The sequence below is a fragment of the Halomonas sp. 5021 genome, from assembly GCF_036663435.1.
GTDB lineage: Bacteria > Pseudomonadota > Gammaproteobacteria > Pseudomonadales > Halomonadaceae > Vreelandella > Vreelandella janggokensis.
In genome coordinates this window covers 95,075-115,928 of sequence record NZ_JAXOVU010000005.1, presented here as the reverse complement: position 1 = coordinate 115,928, position 20,854 = coordinate 95,075, and the positions used below count along the sequence as shown (strand labels likewise).

The window sequence follows — 20,854 nt, the reverse complement described above, 5'->3', positions numbered from 1 at the left end:
GGTTTCAACGCTGATTGTCGCCATGATAGTCGCTTGTCTCACCATTCTCGAATGAGGAGAAATCTTGCATGAATGATTCAAGCGATTCTGAATCCCCACCCATGGCAGACGACATGCAGACTGACTATGTCGTTGGCCAAGACAATATCTCAGGAAAACTCGGCCCCTTTGGTTTTGATATTCACAACCGGGTCTTTGCTGTATCAGCAGTTGCGTCAATTATTTTCATTCTCCTCACCCTGTTGTTCCCCGATCGGGCAAGCAACACCTTCCAGGCCATCGTCGCCTTCTCCACGGGGACACTGGACTGGTACTTCATGATCATAGTGGACTTCTTTATTCTGTTTTCCCTGGCGCTGGTCGTCCTGCCCCACGGATCGGTCAGGCTGGGCGGCCCTGATGCCCGTCCAGAGCACAGCTACCTCTCCTGGTTTGCGATGCTGTTCACCGCCGGGATCGGCATCGGCCTGCTGTTCTTCGGGGTGCTGGAGCCGGTTTATCATGCCAACGTCTCCCTGCCTTTGGGGGTTACCTCGCCGTTCGGGAGCGACGGGGAGTTGAACCCTGACGCAATTGCCGACGCCAGCGCCCTGGGCCTTGCTGGCACCTACCTGCATTGGGGCATCCACGGCTGGGCAGTGTATGTGGTGATGGCACTGGCACTGGGCATCTTTACCTACAACAAGGGCCTACCCTTCTCTATCCGCTCGGCGTTCTTTCCGATTCTCGGCGAGCGCGTCTGGGGCTGGTGGGGGCATGTCATCGATATTCTGGCAGTGTTTTCCACCCTCTTTGGGCTGGCGACCTCGCTCGGGCTTGGGGCTCAGCAGGCCAATGCGGGGATGAACTTCGTCTTCGGCCTGGAGGTGAGTACCTTCACCCAGGTCATCGTCATCATTCTGGTCACCGCAGTGGCGCTGGTATCGGTCTGGCGCGGGCTAGAGGGCGGCTTGAAGAAGCTCTCCGAGATCAACATGATCCTGGCCGTCCTGTTCTTCTTTTTCGTGCTGTTCGCCGGTCCCACCCTGGTCGCGCTCAGCGGGTTCTGGTCAGGGCTTGCCACCTATGTCACTGACTTTCTGCCATTATCAGCGCCTTTCGGCCGTGACGACGATGCCTATCGCCAGTCCTGGACCATCTTCTACTGGGCGTGGTGGATCAGTTGGGCACCTTTCGTCGGTATGTTCATCGCGCGGGTATCGCGGGGCCGTACGGTGCGTGAGTTCGTGCTTTGTGTGCTGCTGGTACCCAGCCTGTTCATCTTTATCTGGATGGGTGTCTTCGGCTCGACCGCGCTCGATCAGCTCTACGCCAACCCTGCCGCCAGCCTGGTCAAGGAGTATGTGATCGACAGCTACAGACCCGAGCTTTCGCTGTTCGGCATGCTCAACGAACTGCCACTGACGGGCCTGATGTCGACCCTGGGCATCGTTCTGGCGCTGATCTTCTTTGTCACCTCCTCGGACTCCGGTTCTCTGGTGATCGATACCATCACCGCTGGCGGCAAGATCGATGCGCCACGGCCGCAGCGGATGTTCTGGGCCATCGTGGAAGGGCTCATCGCGATCGTGCTGCTCATCGGCGGTGGGCTGTCAGCGCTTCAGGCGGGCGTCACCGCCACCGCGATTCCGTTCTCCATTGTACTCCTGTTGATGTGCTACTCGATCATCAAGGCGCTCAATGGCGAATTGCGGCACTTACGCAGTTGAAAGGAAAACGGTGACAAAAAAGCCCTGCTGATCTGGCAGGGCTTTTTTTGTCCGCAGGTTTGAGCGCTTACGCGAGTCGCTTCTCGGTCTCGGCGTTGAACAGAATCGCCCGGGCCATATCAACCCGCAGCGCCAGGCGTTCGCCGGGGGCAACGGCACATTTGGGCCCTACCCGCGCGGTGACCTCCTGCTCACCCAGTGGCAGGCGCAGCAGCATATCGGCGCCGGTCGGCTCAACGACGGTGACGCTGGCATGCATCAGCGTCCCTTCCGCCTGGGCGCTCAAGCGCTCATCCTCCTCGCTGAAATGCTCGGGGCGCAGGCCCAGAGTCACCTGCTTGCCCAGCTGCTCGGTCATGGCGTCGGTAACCCGTGCCGCTGGCCAGGGCAGGCACAGGTCCTCCTCATCCGGCGTGGCGATACGTACCGCATAGCCGTCACCATCACGCTCAAGCATCGCGCTGATAAAGTTCATCGATGGCGACCCCATAAAACCGGCCACGAACATATCCACCGGATTGTTATACACCTCGTCTGGGCTGCCTAGCTGCAAAATATGTCCGTCACGCATGACCGCAATGCAGTCTGCCAGCGTCATTGCCTCAACCTGATCGTGGGTCACGTAAACAATCGTTGTGCCCAGACGCTGGTGAAGCTTTTTGATCTCGGTGCGCATATCCACCCGCAGCTTGGCGTCCAGATTGGATAGCGGCTCATCAAACAGATAGACCTTGGGCTCCCGCGCCAGCGCACGCCCCATGGCCACCCGCTGGCGTTGCCCGCCTGACAGTTGCGAAGGCTTGCGCTCAAGCAACGGAGTGATCTGCAGCAGGTCGGCGACGCGCTCGACCGCAGCCTCACGCTCTGGCTTTGGCACCTTGCGCATTTCAAGCCCGAAGCTGATGTTCTGACGCACCGTCATGCTCGGGTAGAGGGCGTAGGACTGGAACACCATGGCAATATCCCGATCAGCCGGGGGGCGCCAGGTGACGTCTTCACCATCGATATAAATATTGCCGCTGGTAACCGGTTCAAGCCCGGCAATGGTGTTCATTAACGTCGACTTGCCGCAGCCAGACGGGCCCACCAATATCAGAAACTCGCCGGAATCAATCGAGATGCTGACATCTTTAAGGACCCGCTCGGCGCCAAACTCTTTGCGCACATTGTGGATTTCTAACGCTGCCATAATGAAAATCCTATTTGTTATTAGCCTTTAACCGAGCCCGCCGTCAGCCCACGCACGAAGTATTTTCCTGCCAGCACGTAGACCACCAAGGTGGGCAGCGCAGCGATCATCGCGGCTGCCATATCCACGTTGTATTCGCGCACGCCGGTGGAGGTATTGACCAGGTTATTGAGCGCCACGGTGACGGGCTGGGTGTTGTGGGCCGAGAACGCCACCCCGAACAGAAAGTCGTTCCATATCTGGGTAAACTGCCAGATCACCGATACCACGATGATCGGTGTCGAGACGGGCAGAAGGATACGCCAGAAAATACGGAAGAACCCCGCGCCATCCAGCTTTGCCGCTGATACCAGTTCATTGGGAATGCCGACATAAAAGTTGCGGAAAAACAGCGTCGTAAAGGCAATCCCGAACACCACGTGCACCAGAACCAACCCCGCACGGGAGCTTGAAATACCCAGCCACCCCAGGGTTTGCGCCATGGGCAGCAACACCACCTGAAACGGAATGAAACAGCCAAACAGCATCAGCGCAAAAACCAGTTCCGAGCCTTTGAAGCGCCATTTGGTCAGCGCGTAGCCGTTCAGCGCACCAATCGTTGTGGAGATCAGCACGGCGGGAATCACAATCGCGAAGGAATTCCAGAAGTAGCCGCCAACCCCATCACAGCGCATGCCGGTACAGGCCTCGCCCCAGGCTTTGGTCCATGGCGCCAGCGTCGGGTTTTGCGGCAGCGTCAGCAGCGTGCCGGCACTGATTTCACTGAGCGGTTTCACCGAGGTCATCAACATCACCGCCAGCGGCAGGAGATAGAACAGGGCCGCGAGGATCAGCACGCTGTATACCGCCAGTCGACTGACGCGCGCGGCTAGCGTTTGACGACGAATCACATTAGCCATGCCGACGGCTCCTCAATTCGGAATACAGATACGGAATCAGAATGGCCAGCACACCGCCCAGCATTAGAATGGCGCTCGCCGAGCCCAGGCCAATCTGCGCGCGGTTAAACGCATGGGCGTACATGAAGGTGGCGGGCAGGTCGGATGCATAACCGGGTCCACCGCCTGTCAAGGCAACCACCAGGTCGAAACTCTTGATGGCAATGTGCGCCAGGATCATCACCGCGCTGAACACCACGGGGCGCAGGCAGGGCATTACCACCCGCCAGTAAACACGCGGCAGGCTGGCACCATCCAACTGGGCGGCCTTGATGATGCTGTCGTCAATGCCCCTCAATCCGGCCAGAAACAGCGCCATGACAAACCCTGACGCCTGCCATACGGCGGCAATCACCAGGGTGTAAATCACCATGTCCGAATCGACCAGCCAGTCAAAGCGGAATGACTCGAAGCCCCAACTGCGGACCATGGCCTGAATCCCCAGACTGGGGTTCAGCAACCACTTCCAGACGACCCCGGTGACGATAAAAGATAGCGCCATGGGGTAGAGGTAAATCGTGCGCAATGCGCCTTCCTGGCGGATTTTCTGGTCGAGCAGCATCGCCAGCAGTACGCCAATCACCAGGCAAATCACCACGAACAGCGAGCCGAAAATCATCAGGTTGGTGGATGCCACCCACCAGCGATCGTTTTGCATCAAGCGCGCATACTGACCAAAGCCGACAAAGTCGTAGCTGGGCAGCATGCGTGAGCTGGTCAGCGACAGAATAAAGGTCCACAGCATGAAGCCGTAAACAAAGAACAGCGAAATGGCCACCGAGGGGGCAAGCACCAGGCGTGGTAACCACGCCTGCAACCCACTCGAGGTCGAGGCACGCGGAGCAGGATGCCCGACACGCGCCGTAGAAGTGTTTTTCATGGGGAAACGTCCTCGCCAAGAAGCGATGGCGCCGCCAGCACGGCGGTGCCGGTCAGCGCCTATACAGGTTGCGAATGAACGTTAGAACGAGGCTGCTTCAGCCGCGTTGACCAGCCGCTCCGCGGCTTCTTCGGCTTGCATGTCGTCGTCGTTGAAGTAGTTGGTCACCACGTCGAAGATAGCCCCCTGGATATCAGCACGTACGGCCATACCGTGCGCCATGCTCGGCACCAGCCCGCCCTCTTCAGCGGTGCGCTGGAAATCGCTGAGCGACTGCTGTGCACAGCTGTCAAACTCGCTCATGTCCAGATCGGGCCGTGCGGGAATCGAGCCCTTGGCCAGATTGAAGGCTTCCTGGAAGGTGGGCTCGAGTACCAGACGGGCCAGCGCCTGCTGGGCTTCCCGCTCGTCGTCATCGCTGACCCGGAACATGGCCAGGCTGTCGATATTGAAAGCAAAGACATCCTCGGTTCCCGGTGCCGGGGCGCACAGGTAGTCCTCCCCTGCTGTCAGACCTCGGGCAGTAAACTCGCCTTTGGCCCAGTCGCCCATCATCTGCATGGCGGCCTCACCGTCGATCACCATCCCGGTGGCGATATTCCAGTCGCGCCCGGACATGCCGTCATCCATCAGTGTGCGCAACCGCTTGAAGTCCTCCAGTGCATCAACCATCTGATCGCCGCCCAGGGCCTCGGGGTCAAGATCGACTAACGCGCGCTGATAAAATTCGCCCCCCTGACTGCCGATCACAACGCTTTCAAAGATGGTGGCGTCCTGCCACGCCTGACCACCATGCGCTAGCGGAATATAGCCCGCATCGCGAATGGCCTCGCCTGCGTCAAACAGCTCATCAAGGGTAGTGGGCATTTCAACGCCAGCGTCATCCAGTACCTCCGGGTTGGCCCATAGCCAGTTGACCCGGTGAACGTTGGCCGGCACTGCCACGTACTCGCCGTCGTACTGCATGATGTCGGCAACAACATCGGGCAATAACGCATCCCAATCTTCCGCCTCAGCGACATCATTCAGGCTGCCGAGCAAGCCAAGCTCGCCCCACTCTTGAATCTCGGGTCCCTTGATCTGTGCCGCCGAGGGCGGGTTGCCCGACATGGCACGCGACTTGAGCACCGTCATGGCCGTTTCACCCCCACCACCGGCAACGGCAAAATCTTTCCATCCGTAACCTTCAGCCTCCATCAGATCTTTGAGCACGTTAGCCGCCCGCGCTTCACCACCGGAGGTCCACCAGTGCAGTACTTCTACCTCATTGGCCTGAGCCTGGCCGGTCATGGAGAGGCCAGCGAGCGTCGTGGCAAGGACAAGGGAAGTTTTGTTCAACGCGGTTTTCTTCAACATGGGCATGGGTAACTCCTGCTGTTGTTGTTGTGTATCGTCAATGACATCCAACAGCGTACTGTATATACGCTCCCATGGGCGTTACCGAGTCCTGCATAGTGTTTAAGGTTTATTACAAATCCGTAATAGTTTCATGGTGCGGCACGGTCAGGGTGACGCACAGACCGCCCTCTGGATGATTCGCCAGTTGGATATCGCCGCCGTGGGCACGGGCGATGTGGCGGGCAATACCCAGGCCGAGCCCACTGCCCCCGGTGTGGCGGCTACGCGACGGCTCCAGGCGAACAAACGGCGAGAACACACGGGAAAACTGGTCGTCCGGAATACCAGGGCCGTGGTCGCGAATCTGGATCGTCACGACGCCCGCCTGGTCCGCCAGCGATACATCCGCGTGGTGACCATAGAAGACGGCATTTTCCAGCAGATTCGCCAGACAGCGCTTGAAGGCCATCGGCTTGACCATGAGTGGTGCGGCCTTGCCCTGGACCGTTACGTAGCCGCCCTGAAGTCGAAGTTCCCCGGCGATGTCGTCTATGAGTGACGCAAGGTCCACCGGCTCTGGCGTTTCGTGCAGATCCAGGCCTTTTACCGACGCCAGTGCGCCCTTGACCAGGCTATCGAGCTCGTCCAGGGCCGCACAAAAGCGCTCCCGCTGAACCTCATCCTCCAGCATTTCGGCGCGCAGACGCAGGCGCGTCAGCGGCGTTTTCAGATCATGAGAGATCGCCGAAAACAACCGTTCGCGTTCCTCGATCTGCTCCCGAATACGCTGTTGCATCCGGTTGAATGCCACCGCGGTGGCGGCGACCTCTTTGGGCCCACTCTCCTTGAGCGGCGGCATATCCAGGTCGTCGCCAAGCTGCAGTGCCGCTCTGGAGAGCCGAGCCAGAGGGCGGGTCGCACTACGAATCCCCATCAATGACAGGGCTATCACGCTGAGCAGCACCAGTAGCCCGACCAGTACGCGCTCTTCGGAAAGCCAGCGATAGCCGGTGAAAATATCCGGCACCCCCAGCAGCGTGGCCACGTAAAGCCAGGTGTCCGGAGCCAACTCCAGTTGGACCACCAGAATCGGGGGCGAAAGTGGCTCCATCAGCAGGCTATGCTGGCCCCATCGCGGCGGCAAGTCCTTGAGTAACACTTCGTTATTCAAGACGCGAAGCGTCTCGGGCCGGGAGAACTCCACCACCACATCGTCGATATTGAGCTGCTCGGTGAGAATATTGCGCACGTTATCCACCACCACTCGCTTCTCCGGGCCCGAGCCAATATCCTCGATGGTCAAGCGCCGCTCGTTGATGCTGACAAAAAATCGCGTGCCGCCCATGTTGCGCAACTGGTCGAGCACGATGTGTCGATACTCATAGGGCAATGAACGAAAATACTGCATCGTGGATGCGATACTGAACGCCATATTGGTCGACAGCTCATCCAGCTGTCGCAACTGACTTGAACGCACTTGAGAAGTCCAGATCGCATAGCTTGCCACCTGAGCGACCAACACCCCGGCCAGCATGATAATCACGAAGCGACCGCGTAACGTGGTCGGCAACCAGCGCGCGACACGCCGCTTGAGGGCTAGCCAGCGCAAAGGGGTCACGTCAGCGCGTCAACACGGGCGGTTAATATGTAACCCGCTCCCCGGACGGTGCGGATCAGTTGCGAATGCTGGGCGTCTTCTCCCAGTCGCTGGCGAAGTCGGCAGACGTGTACATCGATCGAGCGGTCCAGCGGCGGGGCGTCGCGGCCACGGGTGAGCGCATAGAGATCGTCGCGGGACAGTACCGTGGCGGGGCGCTCCAGGAAGACCTGAAGCAGTTGAAAATCGGCCCCGGACAACGCTGTACGTTCGCCCTGCTGGTCGATCAGTTCCCGGGTCATCCGATCCAGCTGCCAGCCGCCGAAGCTCACGCAGCGCGCCTGATCAGCGCTGGATGCGAGTTGAGCGGGTCGGGTTCTACGCATGACCGCCTTGATGCGCGCCAGCAGTTCGCGCGGGTTGAACGGCTTGCCAAGATAGTCATCGGCGCCCAACTCCAGGCCCAGAATGCGGTCGGTTTCATCGGCACTGGCGGTGAGCATGATAATCGGCACGTCGCTTTGGCGTCGCACTTCACGGCAGATCGAAAAGCCATCGTCCCCCGGCAGCATCAGATCGACGATCAGTAGATCTGCCGACGTCTGTTGCATAAGGGTTCTCAACGCATCGGCATCCTGGGCGGTAAGCACATGATAGCCATGACGACCCAGATAATCTGCCAGCAGTTCACATATTTCCGGGTCGTCGTCGACCACGAACAGCGTGGCGGGCTTGGTCGGGGTGGACGATGTCATGGTAGCGGTTGTCATCGAGGCAGGCTGATCCCACGCCATTATTATAAGGGAAGATGATCATGGGCGAGCCAAGCGCAGGTGACAAGGCTGCCTCGACTAAGGTGGTAGCCTGTTACAGCGCAAAGCGCTCGCGTAACCACTGGGCAACCGCCGCCTCACCATGATGACCAATACGTTTAGCGCCGGTGACGCGATCAAACAACGCCGGATGGGCGTTGGCCATCACCTGGGCTTCACCCGCCAGATCCAGCATTTCGGTATCGTTGAGGTTATCGCCAAAGGCGAGGCAGTCGGCGACCGTTAACCCCAACCGTTCCAGCAGTGATGATAGCGCGACCCCTTTGTTGACGCCGCGGGCCATGATTTCCAGCGAATCGACTGTCGAGTAGGTAATATGCAGCGCGTCACCATGAGCTTCCTGCGCCTGGGCCTCCAGCCGTTTCAACGCGGCTGGGTCGCCCAGATAAAGCACTTTGCCGACACCGTTCGTGTCCATCTGCGCGGGCGGTACGACGTCATAACGAAAGCCGGTAGACGCATGAAGTGACAGTAAGTGCGGGGCCTCAGCATCGATATGCCAGCCGCTTTCACGGTAAAGATTAAGCCGTACTTGGGGCGGGCGCGGAAGATCGATCAGTGTCTGTGCGTGTTCCGGGGCAACATGGTTGGCGGCGAGCAAGGTATCCTGCGGGTCGTGCACATAAGCGCCGTTGGTACTGATCAAGTGCGCCGGAATCGCCAGTTGATCACGGAACACCCGCATATCGTGATAATGACGGCCCGACGCCAGCGCGACGTGATGCCCCTGACCATGCAACTGGCGAAGTACGTCAACCGTCTCATCGTGCAGCCGATGATCACTCCCCAGCAGGGTTCCATCCAGATCCGAAACAATTAGCCGTGGTGTCATAGCGCGCTCCCGAGTGATGAACCAATAGCTTACCCGATTCGGCAAACTGCATGTAAGTAGTTGACTTGTCGTCTTCCAAATCGACCAACGGCAACGACAATTGGCGCGGCCCGCGGTAATCCGTATAGTGGCACCCTATCCTTCGCCAACTGATTGACCTCATGCTGCAAAACAATTCCGTGCTTGCCTCGCTCAAGCAACAGATTCGCGATACCACCCCACGTGCCGAAGGGGTGATCAAAGCTACCGAGAAAGGCTTCGGGTTTCTTGAAACCGACGACGGTGAATCCTATTTCGTGCCGCCCCCCGCCATGAAACAGGTGCTGCACGGCGACCGTGTCGAGGGCGTCATCCATGAAAACGGCGATAAAAAATCCCTTGAGCCCGAGAAGCTGATTGAAGCGGGGCTCGACCGTTTTGTTGCTCGTGTGCAAAAGCGCGAAGACCGCCTTGCCGTCGTGCCGGATCATCCCTCGATCCGTAACGTGCTTAAAGCGCGCATCAAGAACAGCCTGGATGAGTCGACCATTGCGGATGGTGATTGGGTCGTCGCCCGCCTGGTGCGTCACCCGCTGAAAGAAAATGATCGCGGTTTTTTCAGCCAGATTGACGAGCTGGTAGCCAAATCCGACGACCCCGCCGTGCCATGGCGCGTCACGCTTGCCCGTCATGCCCTTGAACAGGCATCTCCCAATGCGGGCGACGACTGGCCACTGCACGATGAAGGCCTCGCCCGTGAAGACCTGACGGCACAGCCCTTCTTTACCATCGACGGTGAAAAAACCCGCGATATGGATGACGCGCTGCACGTCACGCCGCGCGCCGAAGGCGGCTGGCAGATGAGCGTCGCCATCGCCGACCCTACCGCCTATGTGGAAGAAGGCCACGCCGCCGATCTCGAAGCGCGCACCCGCGCCTTTACGGTGTATTTGCCCGGCCAGAACGTCACCATGCTGCCAGAGAAGTTGTCGGATGAGCTGTGCTCGCTGTGGGAGGACCAAGAACGCCCGGCACTGGCCTGCACGCTGGATATCAATGCCGACGGTAGCCTGGGCAATTACCGCTTTTTTGCCGCCACTGTTAAATCCCACGCCAAACTGGCTTACGACCATGTGTCTGACTGGATCGACGGCCAGGGTGACTGGGCACCAGCGGATAACATTGCCGAACAGCTGACCGCGCTGCGCGATTTAACCGAAGCGCGTACCGCCTGGCGTAACGAGCATGCCCTGGTCTTCAAGGATCGTCCCGACTATGTCTTTGACCTGGACGATGCGGGGAATGTTCTGGGGATTCGCACCGAGGATCGGCGGATTGCCAACCGCATGATCGAAGAGTCGATGATTGCCGCCAACGCCTGTTGCGCCGATTTCCTCGCCCAGCACATCGGTCACGGTATCTTCAATGTGCACCGCGCCTTTGAGCCCGAGAAAGCCGAAGCCGCGCAGGAGTTCCTGGCGGGTCAGGAAATTGAGGTGGATCAGCAGGCGTTAACCGAGCTTGCCCACTACAAAGACCTCAAGCGCGCGCTGGAAAGCCGCGACGACGCCTGGCTGGATGCCCGCCTGCGCCGCTTCCAGGGCTTTACCAGCATGTCGGCCCAACCCGGCCCGCACTTTGGCTTGGGCCTTGCCGCCTACGCCACCTGGACCTCGCCGATTCGTAAGTACGGCGATATGGTCAACCATCGCTTGATCAAGCGCGTGCTGAAGGGTGAACAGGCTCCGGCCGAAGCCAGTCAGCAGCTCACCGAGCAGTTGACCGAGCGCCGCCGTCTGAATCGCATGGCCGAGCGCGACGTCAAAGACTGGCTCTATGTGCGCTACCTGACACCGGCCGCGCAAAACCAGGACACCTTTGACGCCGAGATCATGGCAATCAACCGTGGCGGCATGCGCGTTCGCCTGGTCGAAAACGGCGCCACCGCCTTTATCCCCGCCCCCTTGATGCACAGCGACCGCAGCAAGGTGGTCATCGACGATAAAGAGGGCCGCATCCAGATCGAAGGTGAAGAGCGCTACAAGCTCGGCGACAGTCTTCGCGTCGTGCTCACCGAAGCCCGTGAAGAAACCCGCTCGCTGGTGGCAAAACCCGCCGCTTAAGCCAGCCAGTCAACCTACGCGATACACAACAACGGCGCCCTAGGGCGCCGTTGTTGTGTCTGTCGTAACGATTGTCTATTGACCTTCTATCAAGTGGCTAAGTCTGGGCCAACTGGTGCTGAAAGAAGAAACGCAGCATTTCGCTTGTCGCATCAGGGCCTTTGGGGTCTGTGTAGCTGCCCTTCACGCTGCCGCCTGACCAGGCGTGGCCCGCTCCGTGTACCTGCCACTGCTCCATGCTTGGCTTGCCGCTGGCATCGCGATGAACCGTACGCGTGTAGGCATGCCCGTTGGCCACGCGGCCCTGTTCGACGGTAGTTTGGCCGCCAGCTCCGTGAGGCCCGCCCTTTCCACCCCAAGGATGGGAGGCGTACTGGGCGGCAACGCGGTCGGCATTGCTCGGGTGAACGGTGGTGTCGCGGTCACCATGGAAGATGATCGCCGGCACCTTTGATGCCCACGTGGCGCTTTGCGCAGCACCGCTCAGAGGCCCGGTGCCGCCCTGCATTGCACCCAACGCATCGGGTAGGCTCTTCGCCACGCCGTGGGGCAGGCCGGAGTGCACGCCCACCGCCGCAAACAGGTCCGGGTAGGTCATCGCCAGAGTCGTGGCCATGGCAGCACCGGCGGAAAGCCCGGCGACGTAGACGCGCCCGGCATCGAGCCCGTGCTGGTGGATAACCTGGCGGGTCATGCCTGCGAGGATGGCGGGCTCGCCGCCCTCGCGCTGCTGGTCTTCGGCCTTGAACCAGTTCCAGCACTTTGACGTATTAGCGGTCGTCGGCTGGGCTGGATAAAGCACGCAACATTGCTGCGCTTCGGCCAGCCGGTTCATGTCGGTTCCCGCCGCAAAGTCATCGGGATTCTGGGTGCAGCCGTGCAGCATCACCACCAGCGGAAGCGCCTGCCCGTGATAGCCGCTGGGGATAAAAAGCTTGTAATCACGTGCGCCCGCTCGGCAGCTAAAGCTGCCGGTGGTGAACGCGCCAGCATGCGCTCGCCGTGCATTGCCAGACGGTGACGTCGGCGCTGCCGGGTCATCGACGACCTCCCAGGTGCCCTCGAAGGTGTGTCCTCCACGGGATGTTGGTGTCGGCGTTTGCTCGGCTGGTGTTTCTGGCATGATGCCCTTCAGGAGGGCCATGGCGTCGTGGAGCTTGCCCGCGCGCGTGAGTCGGGTTGCTTCTTCCATTCGCTGGGTGATGCTGGCGCTGATCATGGTCATGTCCCTCATTAGTGGATTCGATCCGCCAGGGCGGCCTTGACGGCCGGACTGGCATGCAAGGCACCAAGCACCACCACCGACTGGATAGTGGCGAGGGCAAGCTCCGGGGTGACGTCATCGGCGATGCTGGCCATTCCCAGCACCTGAATCTGCAACATCTCCCCCGCAGCCTGCCGCGCTTCAAGGTCCCCGCGACTGTAATGCTCAAGCCCCAGCACGAATGCCTTGCGGGTAACGGTCTCTTTCACGACCTCGGCGTGGGTCGCCAGCTGATTGCGAATGGCCGTACGAATCAGATCGGTTCGGTTGGAATAGAAGCCTTCCTGGACCAGCAGGTCGATCTGCCCCAGGTCGACAACGCCCAGGTTGATGGTGATTTTCTCGCTGGAGTCGCCGGATCGACGGCGTAGTTCATGCACGCTCATAGGGTATGCCTCGCTGCCCTGGAAGAGATTACCCAACCGACCTAACATCCAATTGGGCTCCATATACCATCCATATAGATGGTATCTTGGACCTATCCCGGCATTAGTCAAGTGTTAGCTACGCAATAAGGCCCATAAACAGGGAGCCGGCCGCTGTCGTCGAACTGACTTATTTGTTGGTTAAGATAATTGACATCATCCAAGCGGCACGGAGGTTCCCTTGCACATCGCCGATGTCACCATGTTTCACGCCCCCGCCAGCGGCGGCGTTCGTACCTACCTTCAGGCCAAACATCGCGTCTTTTCCCGTTACCCTGAACTGCGCACCAGCCTGCTGGTCCCGGGCGCGGAACGGGACAGTCTCGGCGACCAGCACACCCTGCCGGCGTTTCGCCTGCCCCTTGGCCAGGGCTATCGCTTTCCCCTGCGGTCTGCTCCCTGGCGCAATGCATTGGTGGGCCTGCGCCCCGACATCATCGAGGCAGGCGACCCCTACGTGACCGCCTGGGCAGCGCTCGAGGCAGGCCAGCAGTTGGGCGTGCCCGTAGTCGGGTTTTATCACTCGGACCTGCCACGCTTGATGGGTGACCGCTTTGGACGGCACGTACGCCAGCGCTTGATTCGCTACGTGAGCCGCCTCTATGGCCAGTTTGACAGTGTGCTGGCGCCCTGCCAGGCCATGGCGGACCGTCTGCGGGATTGGGGCGTCGAGCAGGTGTGTGTTCAGCCGCTGGGCGTCGACCTCAACCACTTTCACCCCACTCATTACGATGCTGAGTTTCGCGCCAACATGGGCATCCCCCCGCATAAAAAGCTGCTGGTTTTCGTCGGCCGTTATTCCCGGGAAAAAAATATCGATGTACTGCTGGCCACCATGCGCAAGCTGGGCGGCGGCTATCACCTGCTGCTGATGGGCCCGGGGATGCCCCACCAGGTCCCCAGCAACGTCACCGTCGTGGACCGCTGTTGCGGCGCGCACGAGGTCGCCAAGGCACTGGCCAGCAGCGACGCCCTGGTGCACGCCGGCACGCGGGAAACCTTTGGCCTGATCGCCCAGGAAGCCATGGCCAGCGGCATTCCGGTAGTGGCCGCCAGGGCCGGGGCACTGGCCGAGAACGTTCCCCTCGGCGCGGGCATTCTGTGCCGCCCGCTGGACCCGGCCGCCATGGCCGATGCCTGCGAAGCGCTGTTCAGTAACGACATTGCCGCCAGCGGCCGTTATGCGCGCCGCCATGTGGAACGTCATTTCAACTGGGATAGCGTGATGCATGCCCTGCTGGCGCACTATGAAAGCCTTACCGACATCGCCCTGCCCCATGCGCTCCCCCAACCTCGCTAAACCCGGCAGCGGACGTCGCTGGCGGTCGCTGCCTATCGCAATGATCGTTCTGGCCCTGGGGTTACCGCTGTTGCTGACCACCTGGATCGGCGGCAGCGACGCCTGGCAGCGAGTCGGACAGTTCCCGCTCGGCATCCTGCTGCTGATGCTGACGCTCGCCGCGCTATGCTGGAACCTGAACGCCGCGCGGCTGCGTTTGATGTTGGGCGGCCGGGCAGGCGCGCTCGGCCAGCATGGTGCCCTGGGTATTGAGCTGGCCTCCAAATTCGCCCTGTGCGCCACGCCAGGCGGCAGCGGCGGTGCCGCCACGCTGCTGGTGCTATTGGCCCAGCGCGGGCTGCCGCCTTCCAAAGGCAGTGCCGTGTTTCTGATTGACCAGGGCTGCGACATGCTGTTTTTTCTCAGCATGCTCGGCGGGCTGGTGCTGTGGTCGTTGATTGGTGATGTGCACTGGCCGCACCAGGTGCTGGTCCAATCAGCTTTGGCGGGGCTGGTGATCATCGCCACGCTGGTCTGCCTGCTGATCTACCATCTGCCACGCTTATTGCGCGCGCAGCGCTTCAGGCTCACCTGGCTCAGCCGTTACCGGCGGCGACGGCTTGCGCGAGGCTTTTTGGGGTTTCGTCAGGCGCTGAAGGTAACCCTGGCGTTGCCGCGGACCACCCTGCTTGCGATGATGGCGCTGACCACCGCGCACTGGCTGATGCGCTACAGCCTGCTTTACCTGGCCGTGCTGGGCGTCGGCGGCAACATCGATTGGGTATGGACCTTTCTGACCCAAATGCTGGCCATGGCGGCCAGCCAGCTGAGCTTTTTGCCCGGCGGTGCCGGCGCCGCGGAAGTCGGCGTGGGCTCGCTGCTGCTGCCATTGATGGCCGCTGAACAGGCCGCCGCTGCGGTACTGATCTGGCGACTGGTCAGCTACCATCTTTATCTAGCCGCTGGCGCGCCGTTTTTTCTCAGCTACGGATTTCGCTTGTTCAGGCGTAACGCCTCAATCGATGGCTACCTCCCAGAGACAAAAAAAGAGCACCCGTAGGTGCTCTTTTTTCATATCAGGCGCGTATTGTAAGCGCCAGACGACGTAACCGTTTACCAGCCAGTCACTGCTTTCAGCGCGTCGCCGATTTCCGCCAGGGAGCGGACGGTTTTAACACCGGCGTCTTCAAGGGCAGAGAACTTCTCGTCAGCGGTGCCTTTACCGCCAGAGATAATCGCGCCCGCATGGCCCATACGCTTGCCGGGAGGTGCTGTCACACCGGCAATGTAGGCCACGACAGGCTTGGAAACGTTGGCTTTGATGTAAGCCGCTGCTTCTTCTTCCGCCGTGCCGCCGATTTCGCCGATCATGACGATGGCTTCGGTTTTCGGGTCTTTCTCGAACATCTCAAGGATGTCGATGAAGTTGGAGCCCGGGATCGGGTCACCACCGATGCCGACACAGCTGGACTGACCAAAGCCATGATCAGTGGTCTGCTTGACCGCTTCGTAGGTCAAGGTACCCGAGCGCGATACGATGCCAACACGGCCAGGCTGGTGAATGTGACCCGGCATGATACCGATCTTGCACTCCCCCGGCGTAATAACGCCCGGGCAGTTCGGTCCGATCAGGCGAACGCCCAGCTCGTCACACTTCACCTTGGCTTCGAGCATGTCAAGCGTGGCAATGCCTTCCGTGATGCACACAATCAGCTTGATACCGGCATTGGCCGCTTCAAGGATTGAATCTTTGCAGAACGGTGCCGGTACATAGATCACGCTGGCTTCGGCGCCGGTTTTCGCTACCGCTTCTTTCACGGTGTTGAAAACAGGCAGACCCAGGTGCTCCTGGCCGCCTTTGCCCGGCGTTACGCCGCCGACCATCTGGGTACCGTAGGCAATCGCCTGCTCGGAGTGGAACGTACCCTGGCCACCGGTAAAGCCCTGGCAGATGACCTTGGTGTTCTTGTCGATCAGGATGCTCATTACTTGCCCTCCGCCGCTTTAACGACCTGCTGAGCCGCGTCGGTCAGACTGGTAGCCGCGATAATGTTGAGACCGCTAGACGCGAGTTTCTCGGTGCCTAGCTCGGCGTTGTTACCTTCCAGACGCACCACGACCGGGACGTTGACACCCACCTGCTCAACGGCACCGATGATGCCTTCAGCGATCATGTCGCAACGGACGATGCCGCCGAAGATGTTCACCAGTACGGCCTTGACGGAGTCATCAGACAGAATCAGTTTGAAGGCTTCTGCAACGCGCTCTTTGGTGGCACCGCCGCCAACATCGAGGAAGTTGGCCGGCTTGCCGCCGTTCAGGTTGACGATATCCATGGTGCCCATGGCCAGACCAGCGCCGTTGACCATGCAGCCGATGTTGCCATCCAGCGCCACATAGTTGAGCTCCCATGCAGCCGCTTCAGCTTCACGCTCGTCTTCCTGAGACGGATCGCGCATTGCCTGCAGATCCGGGTGACGGTAAAGCGCGTTGCTGTCGAGGCCAAGCTTGGCGTCGAGGCAGTGCAAGTTGCCCTGGTCGGTGATGACCAACGGGTTAATTTCAAGCAGCGCCAGGTCTTTCTCATGGAACAGCTTGGACAGCCCCAGGAAAATCTTGGTGAACTGCTTGATCTGGTCGCCGGAAAGGCCCAGTGCAAAGGCCAGTTCACGCGCCTGGTAAGGCTGTGCGCCGACCAGCGGGTCGATCTCGGCTCTGAGAATCTTTTCGGGCGTTTCTTCGGCGACTTTCTCGATCTCTACGCCGCCTTCGGTAGAGGCCATGAAGACCACGCGGCGGGTCGTACGATCGACAACGGCACCCAGATACAGCTCGTCGGCGATATCAGTGCAGGTTTCGATCAGAATCTTGGAAACTGGCTGGCCGTGCTCGTCGGTCTGGAAGGTCACCAGGTTTTTGCCCAGCCACTGCTCGGCAAACGCCTTGGCATCAGCCGGGTCTTTAATCAGCTTTACGCCGCCCGCTTTACCACGACCACCTGCGTGCACCTGGGCTTTGACCACCCACATGTCGCCGCCGATCTTTTTACATGCGTCTTCAGCTTCTTCGGGAGTGTCCACAGCAAAGCTCTTGGACACGGGTAGACCATAATCGGCAAACAGCTGTTTGCCTTGATACTCGTGAAGGTTCATCGATTCATGCCATTGGTTGCATGTGACTCGAACGATGATCAGTTTCCTTGAAAGAACTGTCATCCCCGTGCTTTCGATCTCTGTTTTTCAAACCGCGTCGAAAAGACATGGCCGAAAGCGTTGCGCCACCCTGGGGTGGCGCTTTTTTGTTACGGCGTAATTTACTTACGCTTTTTGCGGTTGGCCATATGGATCGCGTGGCCTTCAACCGCGAGCGCCGCTTCATGCACCGCTTCCGACATGGTCGGGTGAGCGTAGCACGTCAGCGCCAGGTCTTCGGCACTGGAACCGAATTCCATGGCAATCACGCCTTGAGCAATCATCTCACCGGCGTGCTGGCCAACGATGTGCATGCCCAGAATACGGTCGGTTTCCGCATCCGCGATGATCTTGGCATTGCCTTCGGTGGCGTTGTTGGCCATCGCACGGCCACTGGCCGCGAAGGGGAAGCTACCGGTTTTGACCTCGATACCTTTCGCCTTGGCTTCTTCTTCGGTAATCCCTACCCAGGCGACTTCCGGGAAGGTGTAGATCACGTTGGGGATGGCGTCATAGTTCATCTCGGCCTTATGACCGGCGATGATATCCGCCACCATGATGCCTTCTTCAGAAGCCTTGTGCGCCAGCATCGGGCCGCGAACGCAGTCACCGATGGCGTAAACGCCCGGAACATTGGTGCGGCACTGATCGTCAACGAAGATGAAACCACGCTCGTCAAGCTCGATGCTCACCCCATCGGCAATCACGCCTTTGGTGTAAGGACGACGACCCACGCTGACAATCAGCTTGTCGAAGGTCATTTCCTGTTCGCCGTCGGCGTCGGTGTACTTGACGGTAACTTCGTCGCCATTGGTTTCCGACCCGGTCACGCGAGCACCCAGCTTGATGTCCAGGCCCTGCTTCTTGAGCAGCTTCTGGGTCTCTTTGCTGATGGCACCGTCGACCATGGGCAGGAAGGAATCCATGGCTTCCAGTACGGTGACTTCGGAGCCCAGGCGATTCCACACGCTGCCCAGCTCCAGGCCGATAATGCCGGCACCAATCACGCCCAGACGCTTCGGCGTTTCAGTGAACTCAAGCGCGCCGGTGGAATCGACAATCAGCCCTTCAGTCAGCGGCGTCGGGGGAATTTCCACCGGCACCGAGCCCGCCGCCACGACGATATTATCGGCGTCGTAGGTGGTGGCCTTGCCGTCCTTATCGGTCACTTCCACTTGTTTGCCGGAAATGACTTTACCAGTGCCGTCGATAGCGGTGACGCCGTTGGCCTTGAACAGACCCGAGATGCCGCCGGTCAAGTTCTTAACAATCTTGTCCTTGCGGGCCATCATCTTTTTGACGTCCATGCTGACGTCACCGGCCTGGATACCCAGGTCGTCGAAATCGTCTTTCGCTTCAACGAACTTGTGCGATGCTTCGAGCAGCGCCTTGGACGGGATACAGCCGACGTTCAGGCAGGTACCGCCATGTACGACGTTACCTTCCTTGCCGATCCATTTTTCGACACAGGCGGTTTTCAGCCCGAGTTGCGCCGCACGGATGGCCGCTACATAACCACCGGGGCCGGCACCAATAACGATCACATCAAACTTGTCAGCCATGTTGGCTCCTTTAGCTTGGGTGCCTCCTCCCTTTTGGGGCAGAAGGCAGGGTGCAATTGAACGTGAGTATGTGACAGGTCGTTATGACCCTTACACGTCCAGCAACAGGCGTGCGGGATCTTCCAGCAGCTCTTTCATGGTCACCAGGAATTGCACGGCATCTTTGCCGTCAATCATGCGGTGATCATAGGAAACCGCCAGGTACATCATCGGGCGAATCTCGACCTTGCCATTGACCGCCATGGGGCGTTCCTGAATCTTGTGCATCCCCAGGATGGCGGTTTGCGGCGGATTGATAATCGGGGTCGACATCAGCGAGCCGAAGATACCGCCGTTGGTGATCGTAAAGGTACCGCCCTGCATTTCATCGATGCCGAGCTTACCGTCACGGGCACGCTTACCGAAGTCGACGATTGTCTTCTCGACATCAGCGATTTTCATGCTGTCGGTATCGCGCAACACCGGAACGACCAGGCCGCGAGGAGTCGAAACGGCAACGCCGATATCCTGGTAGCCATGATAGACGATGTCGGTGCCATCGATGGAGGCGTTGACGTCCGGGAAGCGCTTGAGCGCTTCGGAAGCCGCCTTGACGAAGAAGCCCATGAAGCCAAGCTTGGTATCGTGTGCTTTGAGGAAGGTGTCCTTGTACTGAGCACGTAATTCCATCACGGCTGTCATGTCCACTTCGTTGTAAGTGGTCAGCATGGCAGCCGTTTGCTGAGCCTCAACCAGGCGCTTGGCGATGGTTTGACGCAGACGGCTCATCGGCACGCGTTTTTCTGGGCGCTCACCTTCTACCGCGGGGGCAGTGGCGGCAGCCGCAGCACCTTTAGGCGCTGCAGCGCCGCCGGACGTTTTCTTGGCCGAGCCTGATTTAACGGCTTTCTGCACATCCTCTTTCAGAATGCGTCCGCCCTTCCCGGTGCCTTCGATCTTGGCAACGTCCAGGTCGTGCTCCGCGACCATCTTGCGTGCGGCAGGTGCGAGGATCTTGTCGCCGACTTTTTCATCGGCGCCATCGTCACCGCTGCTTTCGGCCTTGGCTGGCTTGGCATCATCGCCGCCGCTGCCTTCGCCACCAGCCCCTTCGGTGAAGGTTGCCAGTACCGCTTCTGATTCAACCTGGCTGCCTTCTTCGGCCTTGATCTCGGACAGGGCACCATCGGCCGGGGCAACAACTTCAAGCACGACCTTGTCGGTTTCGATATCCGCCAGCACTTCATCGCGCTTGACCGCTTCGCCGACTTTCTTGTGCCAGGTCGCAACCGTACCTTCCTGGACCGACTCCGGGAAGCTAGGCGCTTTCACCTCATGCTGCTTGCCACCACCGCTATTGCCGTCGGCTTTCTTGGCTTCTTGCTCGTCGTCAGATTTTTCTGCCGACTTTTCAGCGCTTTCATCGCCAGACGATTTCGCTTCTTTCTGGCCACTGTCGCCAGAGGCTTCGCCTTCACCGATTTTGCCCAGCACCTGCTCGGACTCGACGGTATCGCCTTCGTCAGCCATCACGTCGGTCAGGGTACCCGCTTCCGGTGCGACGACTTCAAGCACCACTTTGTCGGTTTCAATCTCAACAATCAGCTCGTCACGCTCAACGCTGTCACCCGGTTTCTTATGCCAAGCGGCAACAGTGCCTTCGGCAACAGATTCCGGAAAGGTTGGCGCTTTGATCTCGGTAGCCATGTCGTTTCCCTTATGTGTTCTCTAAATCC

General features: G+C 59.6%; 17 protein-coding genes. 4 read left to right on the top strand and 13 right to left on the bottom strand.

The features are described 5' to 3' along the window. Positions 1-68: 68 nt before the first annotated feature. A complete protein-coding gene (locus R3F64_RS10435; RefSeq protein ID WP_332611322.1) occupies positions 69-1,709 on the top strand; it encodes a BCCT family transporter in 1,641 nt (546 codons plus the stop codon). A gap of 67 nt (positions 1,710-1,776) precedes the next feature. On the opposite strand, the gene R3F64_RS10430 is transcribed toward R3F64_RS10435, so the two are convergent. The 7 genes from R3F64_RS10430 to R3F64_RS10400 all read right to left on the bottom strand — a co-directional run bounded on the left by R3F64_RS10430 (position 1,777) and on the right by R3F64_RS10400 (position 9,316). Further along, on the bottom strand, positions 1,777-2,898 hold the full coding sequence (locus R3F64_RS10430; RefSeq protein WP_332611320.1) for an ABC transporter ATP-binding protein: 1,122 nt from the start codon (positions 2,896-2,898) through the stop codon (positions 1,777-1,779). A 20-nt stretch (positions 2,899-2,918) separates the two neighbouring features. After that, positions 2,919-3,797, bottom strand: a complete 879-nt coding sequence (locus tag R3F64_RS10425; protein ID WP_066322350.1) for a carbohydrate ABC transporter permease — start codon at positions 3,795-3,797, stop codon at positions 2,919-2,921. Beyond that, entirely contained in the window at positions 3,790-4,716 is a 927-nt protein-coding gene (locus R3F64_RS10420) for a carbohydrate ABC transporter permease (protein WP_332611315.1), read from the bottom strand. The genes R3F64_RS10425 and R3F64_RS10420 overlap by 8 nt, the downstream gene beginning before the upstream one ends. An 81-nt stretch (positions 4,717-4,797) precedes the next feature. Continuing rightward, positions 4,798-6,078: an ABC transporter substrate-binding protein gene (locus tag R3F64_RS10415; RefSeq protein WP_199285029.1), complete on the bottom strand. Its 1,281-nt coding sequence runs from the start codon at positions 6,076-6,078 to the stop codon at positions 4,798-4,800. Positions 6,079-6,184: 106 nt separating this feature from the next. Further along, positions 6,185-7,588, bottom strand: coding sequence for an ATP-binding protein (locus R3F64_RS10410; RefSeq protein ID WP_085917518.1), 1,404 nt, complete (start codon positions 7,586-7,588; stop codon positions 6,185-6,187). An 80-nt stretch (positions 7,589-7,668) separates the two neighbouring features. After that, positions 7,669-8,406 carry a response regulator gene (locus tag R3F64_RS10405; RefSeq protein ID WP_085917517.1) on the bottom strand — a complete coding sequence of 246 codons (738 nt, stop codon included), beginning with the start codon at positions 8,404-8,406 and terminating at the stop codon, positions 7,669-7,671. A 112-nt stretch (positions 8,407-8,518) separates the two neighbouring features. Then, on the bottom strand, positions 8,519-9,316 hold the full coding sequence (locus R3F64_RS10400; RefSeq protein ID WP_309782689.1) for a Cof-type HAD-IIB family hydrolase: 798 nt from the start codon (positions 9,314-9,316) through the stop codon (positions 8,519-8,521). A 161-nt stretch (positions 9,317-9,477) separates the two neighbouring features. Here R3F64_RS10400 and R3F64_RS10395 point away from each other — a divergent pair, with 161 nt between their 5' ends. Next, positions 9,478-11,418: an exoribonuclease II gene (locus R3F64_RS10395; RefSeq protein ID WP_085917375.1), complete on the top strand. Its 1,941-nt coding sequence runs from the start codon at positions 9,478-9,480 to the stop codon at positions 11,416-11,418. Between the two features lie 97 nt (positions 11,419-11,515). Here R3F64_RS10395 and R3F64_RS10390 read toward each other — a convergent pair whose 3' ends face one another. Both R3F64_RS10390 and R3F64_RS10385 read right to left on the bottom strand, forming a co-directional pair. Further along, the gene (locus R3F64_RS10390) at positions 11,516-12,637 is read right to left on the bottom strand and encodes an extracellular catalytic domain type 1 short-chain-length polyhydroxyalkanoate depolymerase (RefSeq protein ID WP_442908826.1); all 1,122 of its coding nucleotides are present in this window, start codon (positions 12,635-12,637) and stop codon (positions 11,516-11,518) included. A 14-nt stretch (positions 12,638-12,651) separates the two neighbouring features. Next, on the bottom strand, positions 12,652-13,068 hold the full coding sequence (locus R3F64_RS10385) for a CopG family transcriptional regulator (protein ID WP_199285027.1): 417 nt from the start codon (positions 13,066-13,068) through the stop codon (positions 12,652-12,654). A gap of 220 nt (positions 13,069-13,288) precedes the next feature. Here R3F64_RS10385 and R3F64_RS10380 point away from each other — a divergent pair, with 220 nt between their 5' ends. Together R3F64_RS10380 and R3F64_RS10375 are read left to right on the top strand one after the other, a co-directional pair. After that, positions 13,289-14,407 carry a glycosyltransferase family 4 protein gene (locus tag R3F64_RS10380; RefSeq protein WP_264827651.1) on the top strand — a complete coding sequence of 373 codons (1,119 nt, stop codon included), beginning with the start codon at positions 13,289-13,291 and terminating at the stop codon, positions 14,405-14,407. Further along, on the top strand, positions 14,355-15,446 hold the full coding sequence (locus R3F64_RS10375) for a lysylphosphatidylglycerol synthase transmembrane domain-containing protein (protein ID WP_332611304.1): 1,092 nt from the start codon (positions 14,355-14,357) through the stop codon (positions 15,444-15,446). Before R3F64_RS10380 ends, R3F64_RS10375 begins: the two co-directional genes overlap by 53 nt. Positions 15,447-15,499: 53 nt before the next feature. On the opposite strand, the gene sucD is transcribed toward R3F64_RS10375, so the two are convergent. From sucD to odhB, 4 genes are all read right to left on the bottom strand, one after another. Next, positions 15,500-16,372 carry a succinate--CoA ligase subunit alpha gene (gene sucD, locus R3F64_RS10370; RefSeq protein ID WP_066317215.1) on the bottom strand — a complete coding sequence of 291 codons (873 nt, stop codon included), beginning with the start codon at positions 16,370-16,372 and terminating at the stop codon, positions 15,500-15,502. Then, positions 16,372-17,538 (bottom strand): ADP-forming succinate--CoA ligase subunit beta, encoded by a 1,167-nt coding sequence (gene sucC / locus R3F64_RS10365; RefSeq protein WP_066317210.1) that lies wholly within the window; start codon positions 17,536-17,538, stop codon positions 16,372-16,374. The genes sucD and sucC overlap by 1 nt, the downstream gene beginning before the upstream one ends. A 161-nt stretch (positions 17,539-17,699) precedes the next feature. Then, on the bottom strand, positions 17,700-19,139 hold the full coding sequence (gene lpdA, locus R3F64_RS10360; protein WP_309782677.1) for a dihydrolipoyl dehydrogenase: 1,440 nt from the start codon (positions 19,137-19,139) through the stop codon (positions 17,700-17,702). 90 nt (positions 19,140-19,229) lie between these two features. After that, positions 19,230-20,825, bottom strand: coding sequence for a 2-oxoglutarate dehydrogenase complex dihydrolipoyllysine-residue succinyltransferase (odhB, locus tag R3F64_RS10355; protein ID WP_085917371.1), 1,596 nt, complete (start codon positions 20,823-20,825; stop codon positions 19,230-19,232). Between the last annotated feature and the right edge of the window lie 29 nt (positions 20,826-20,854).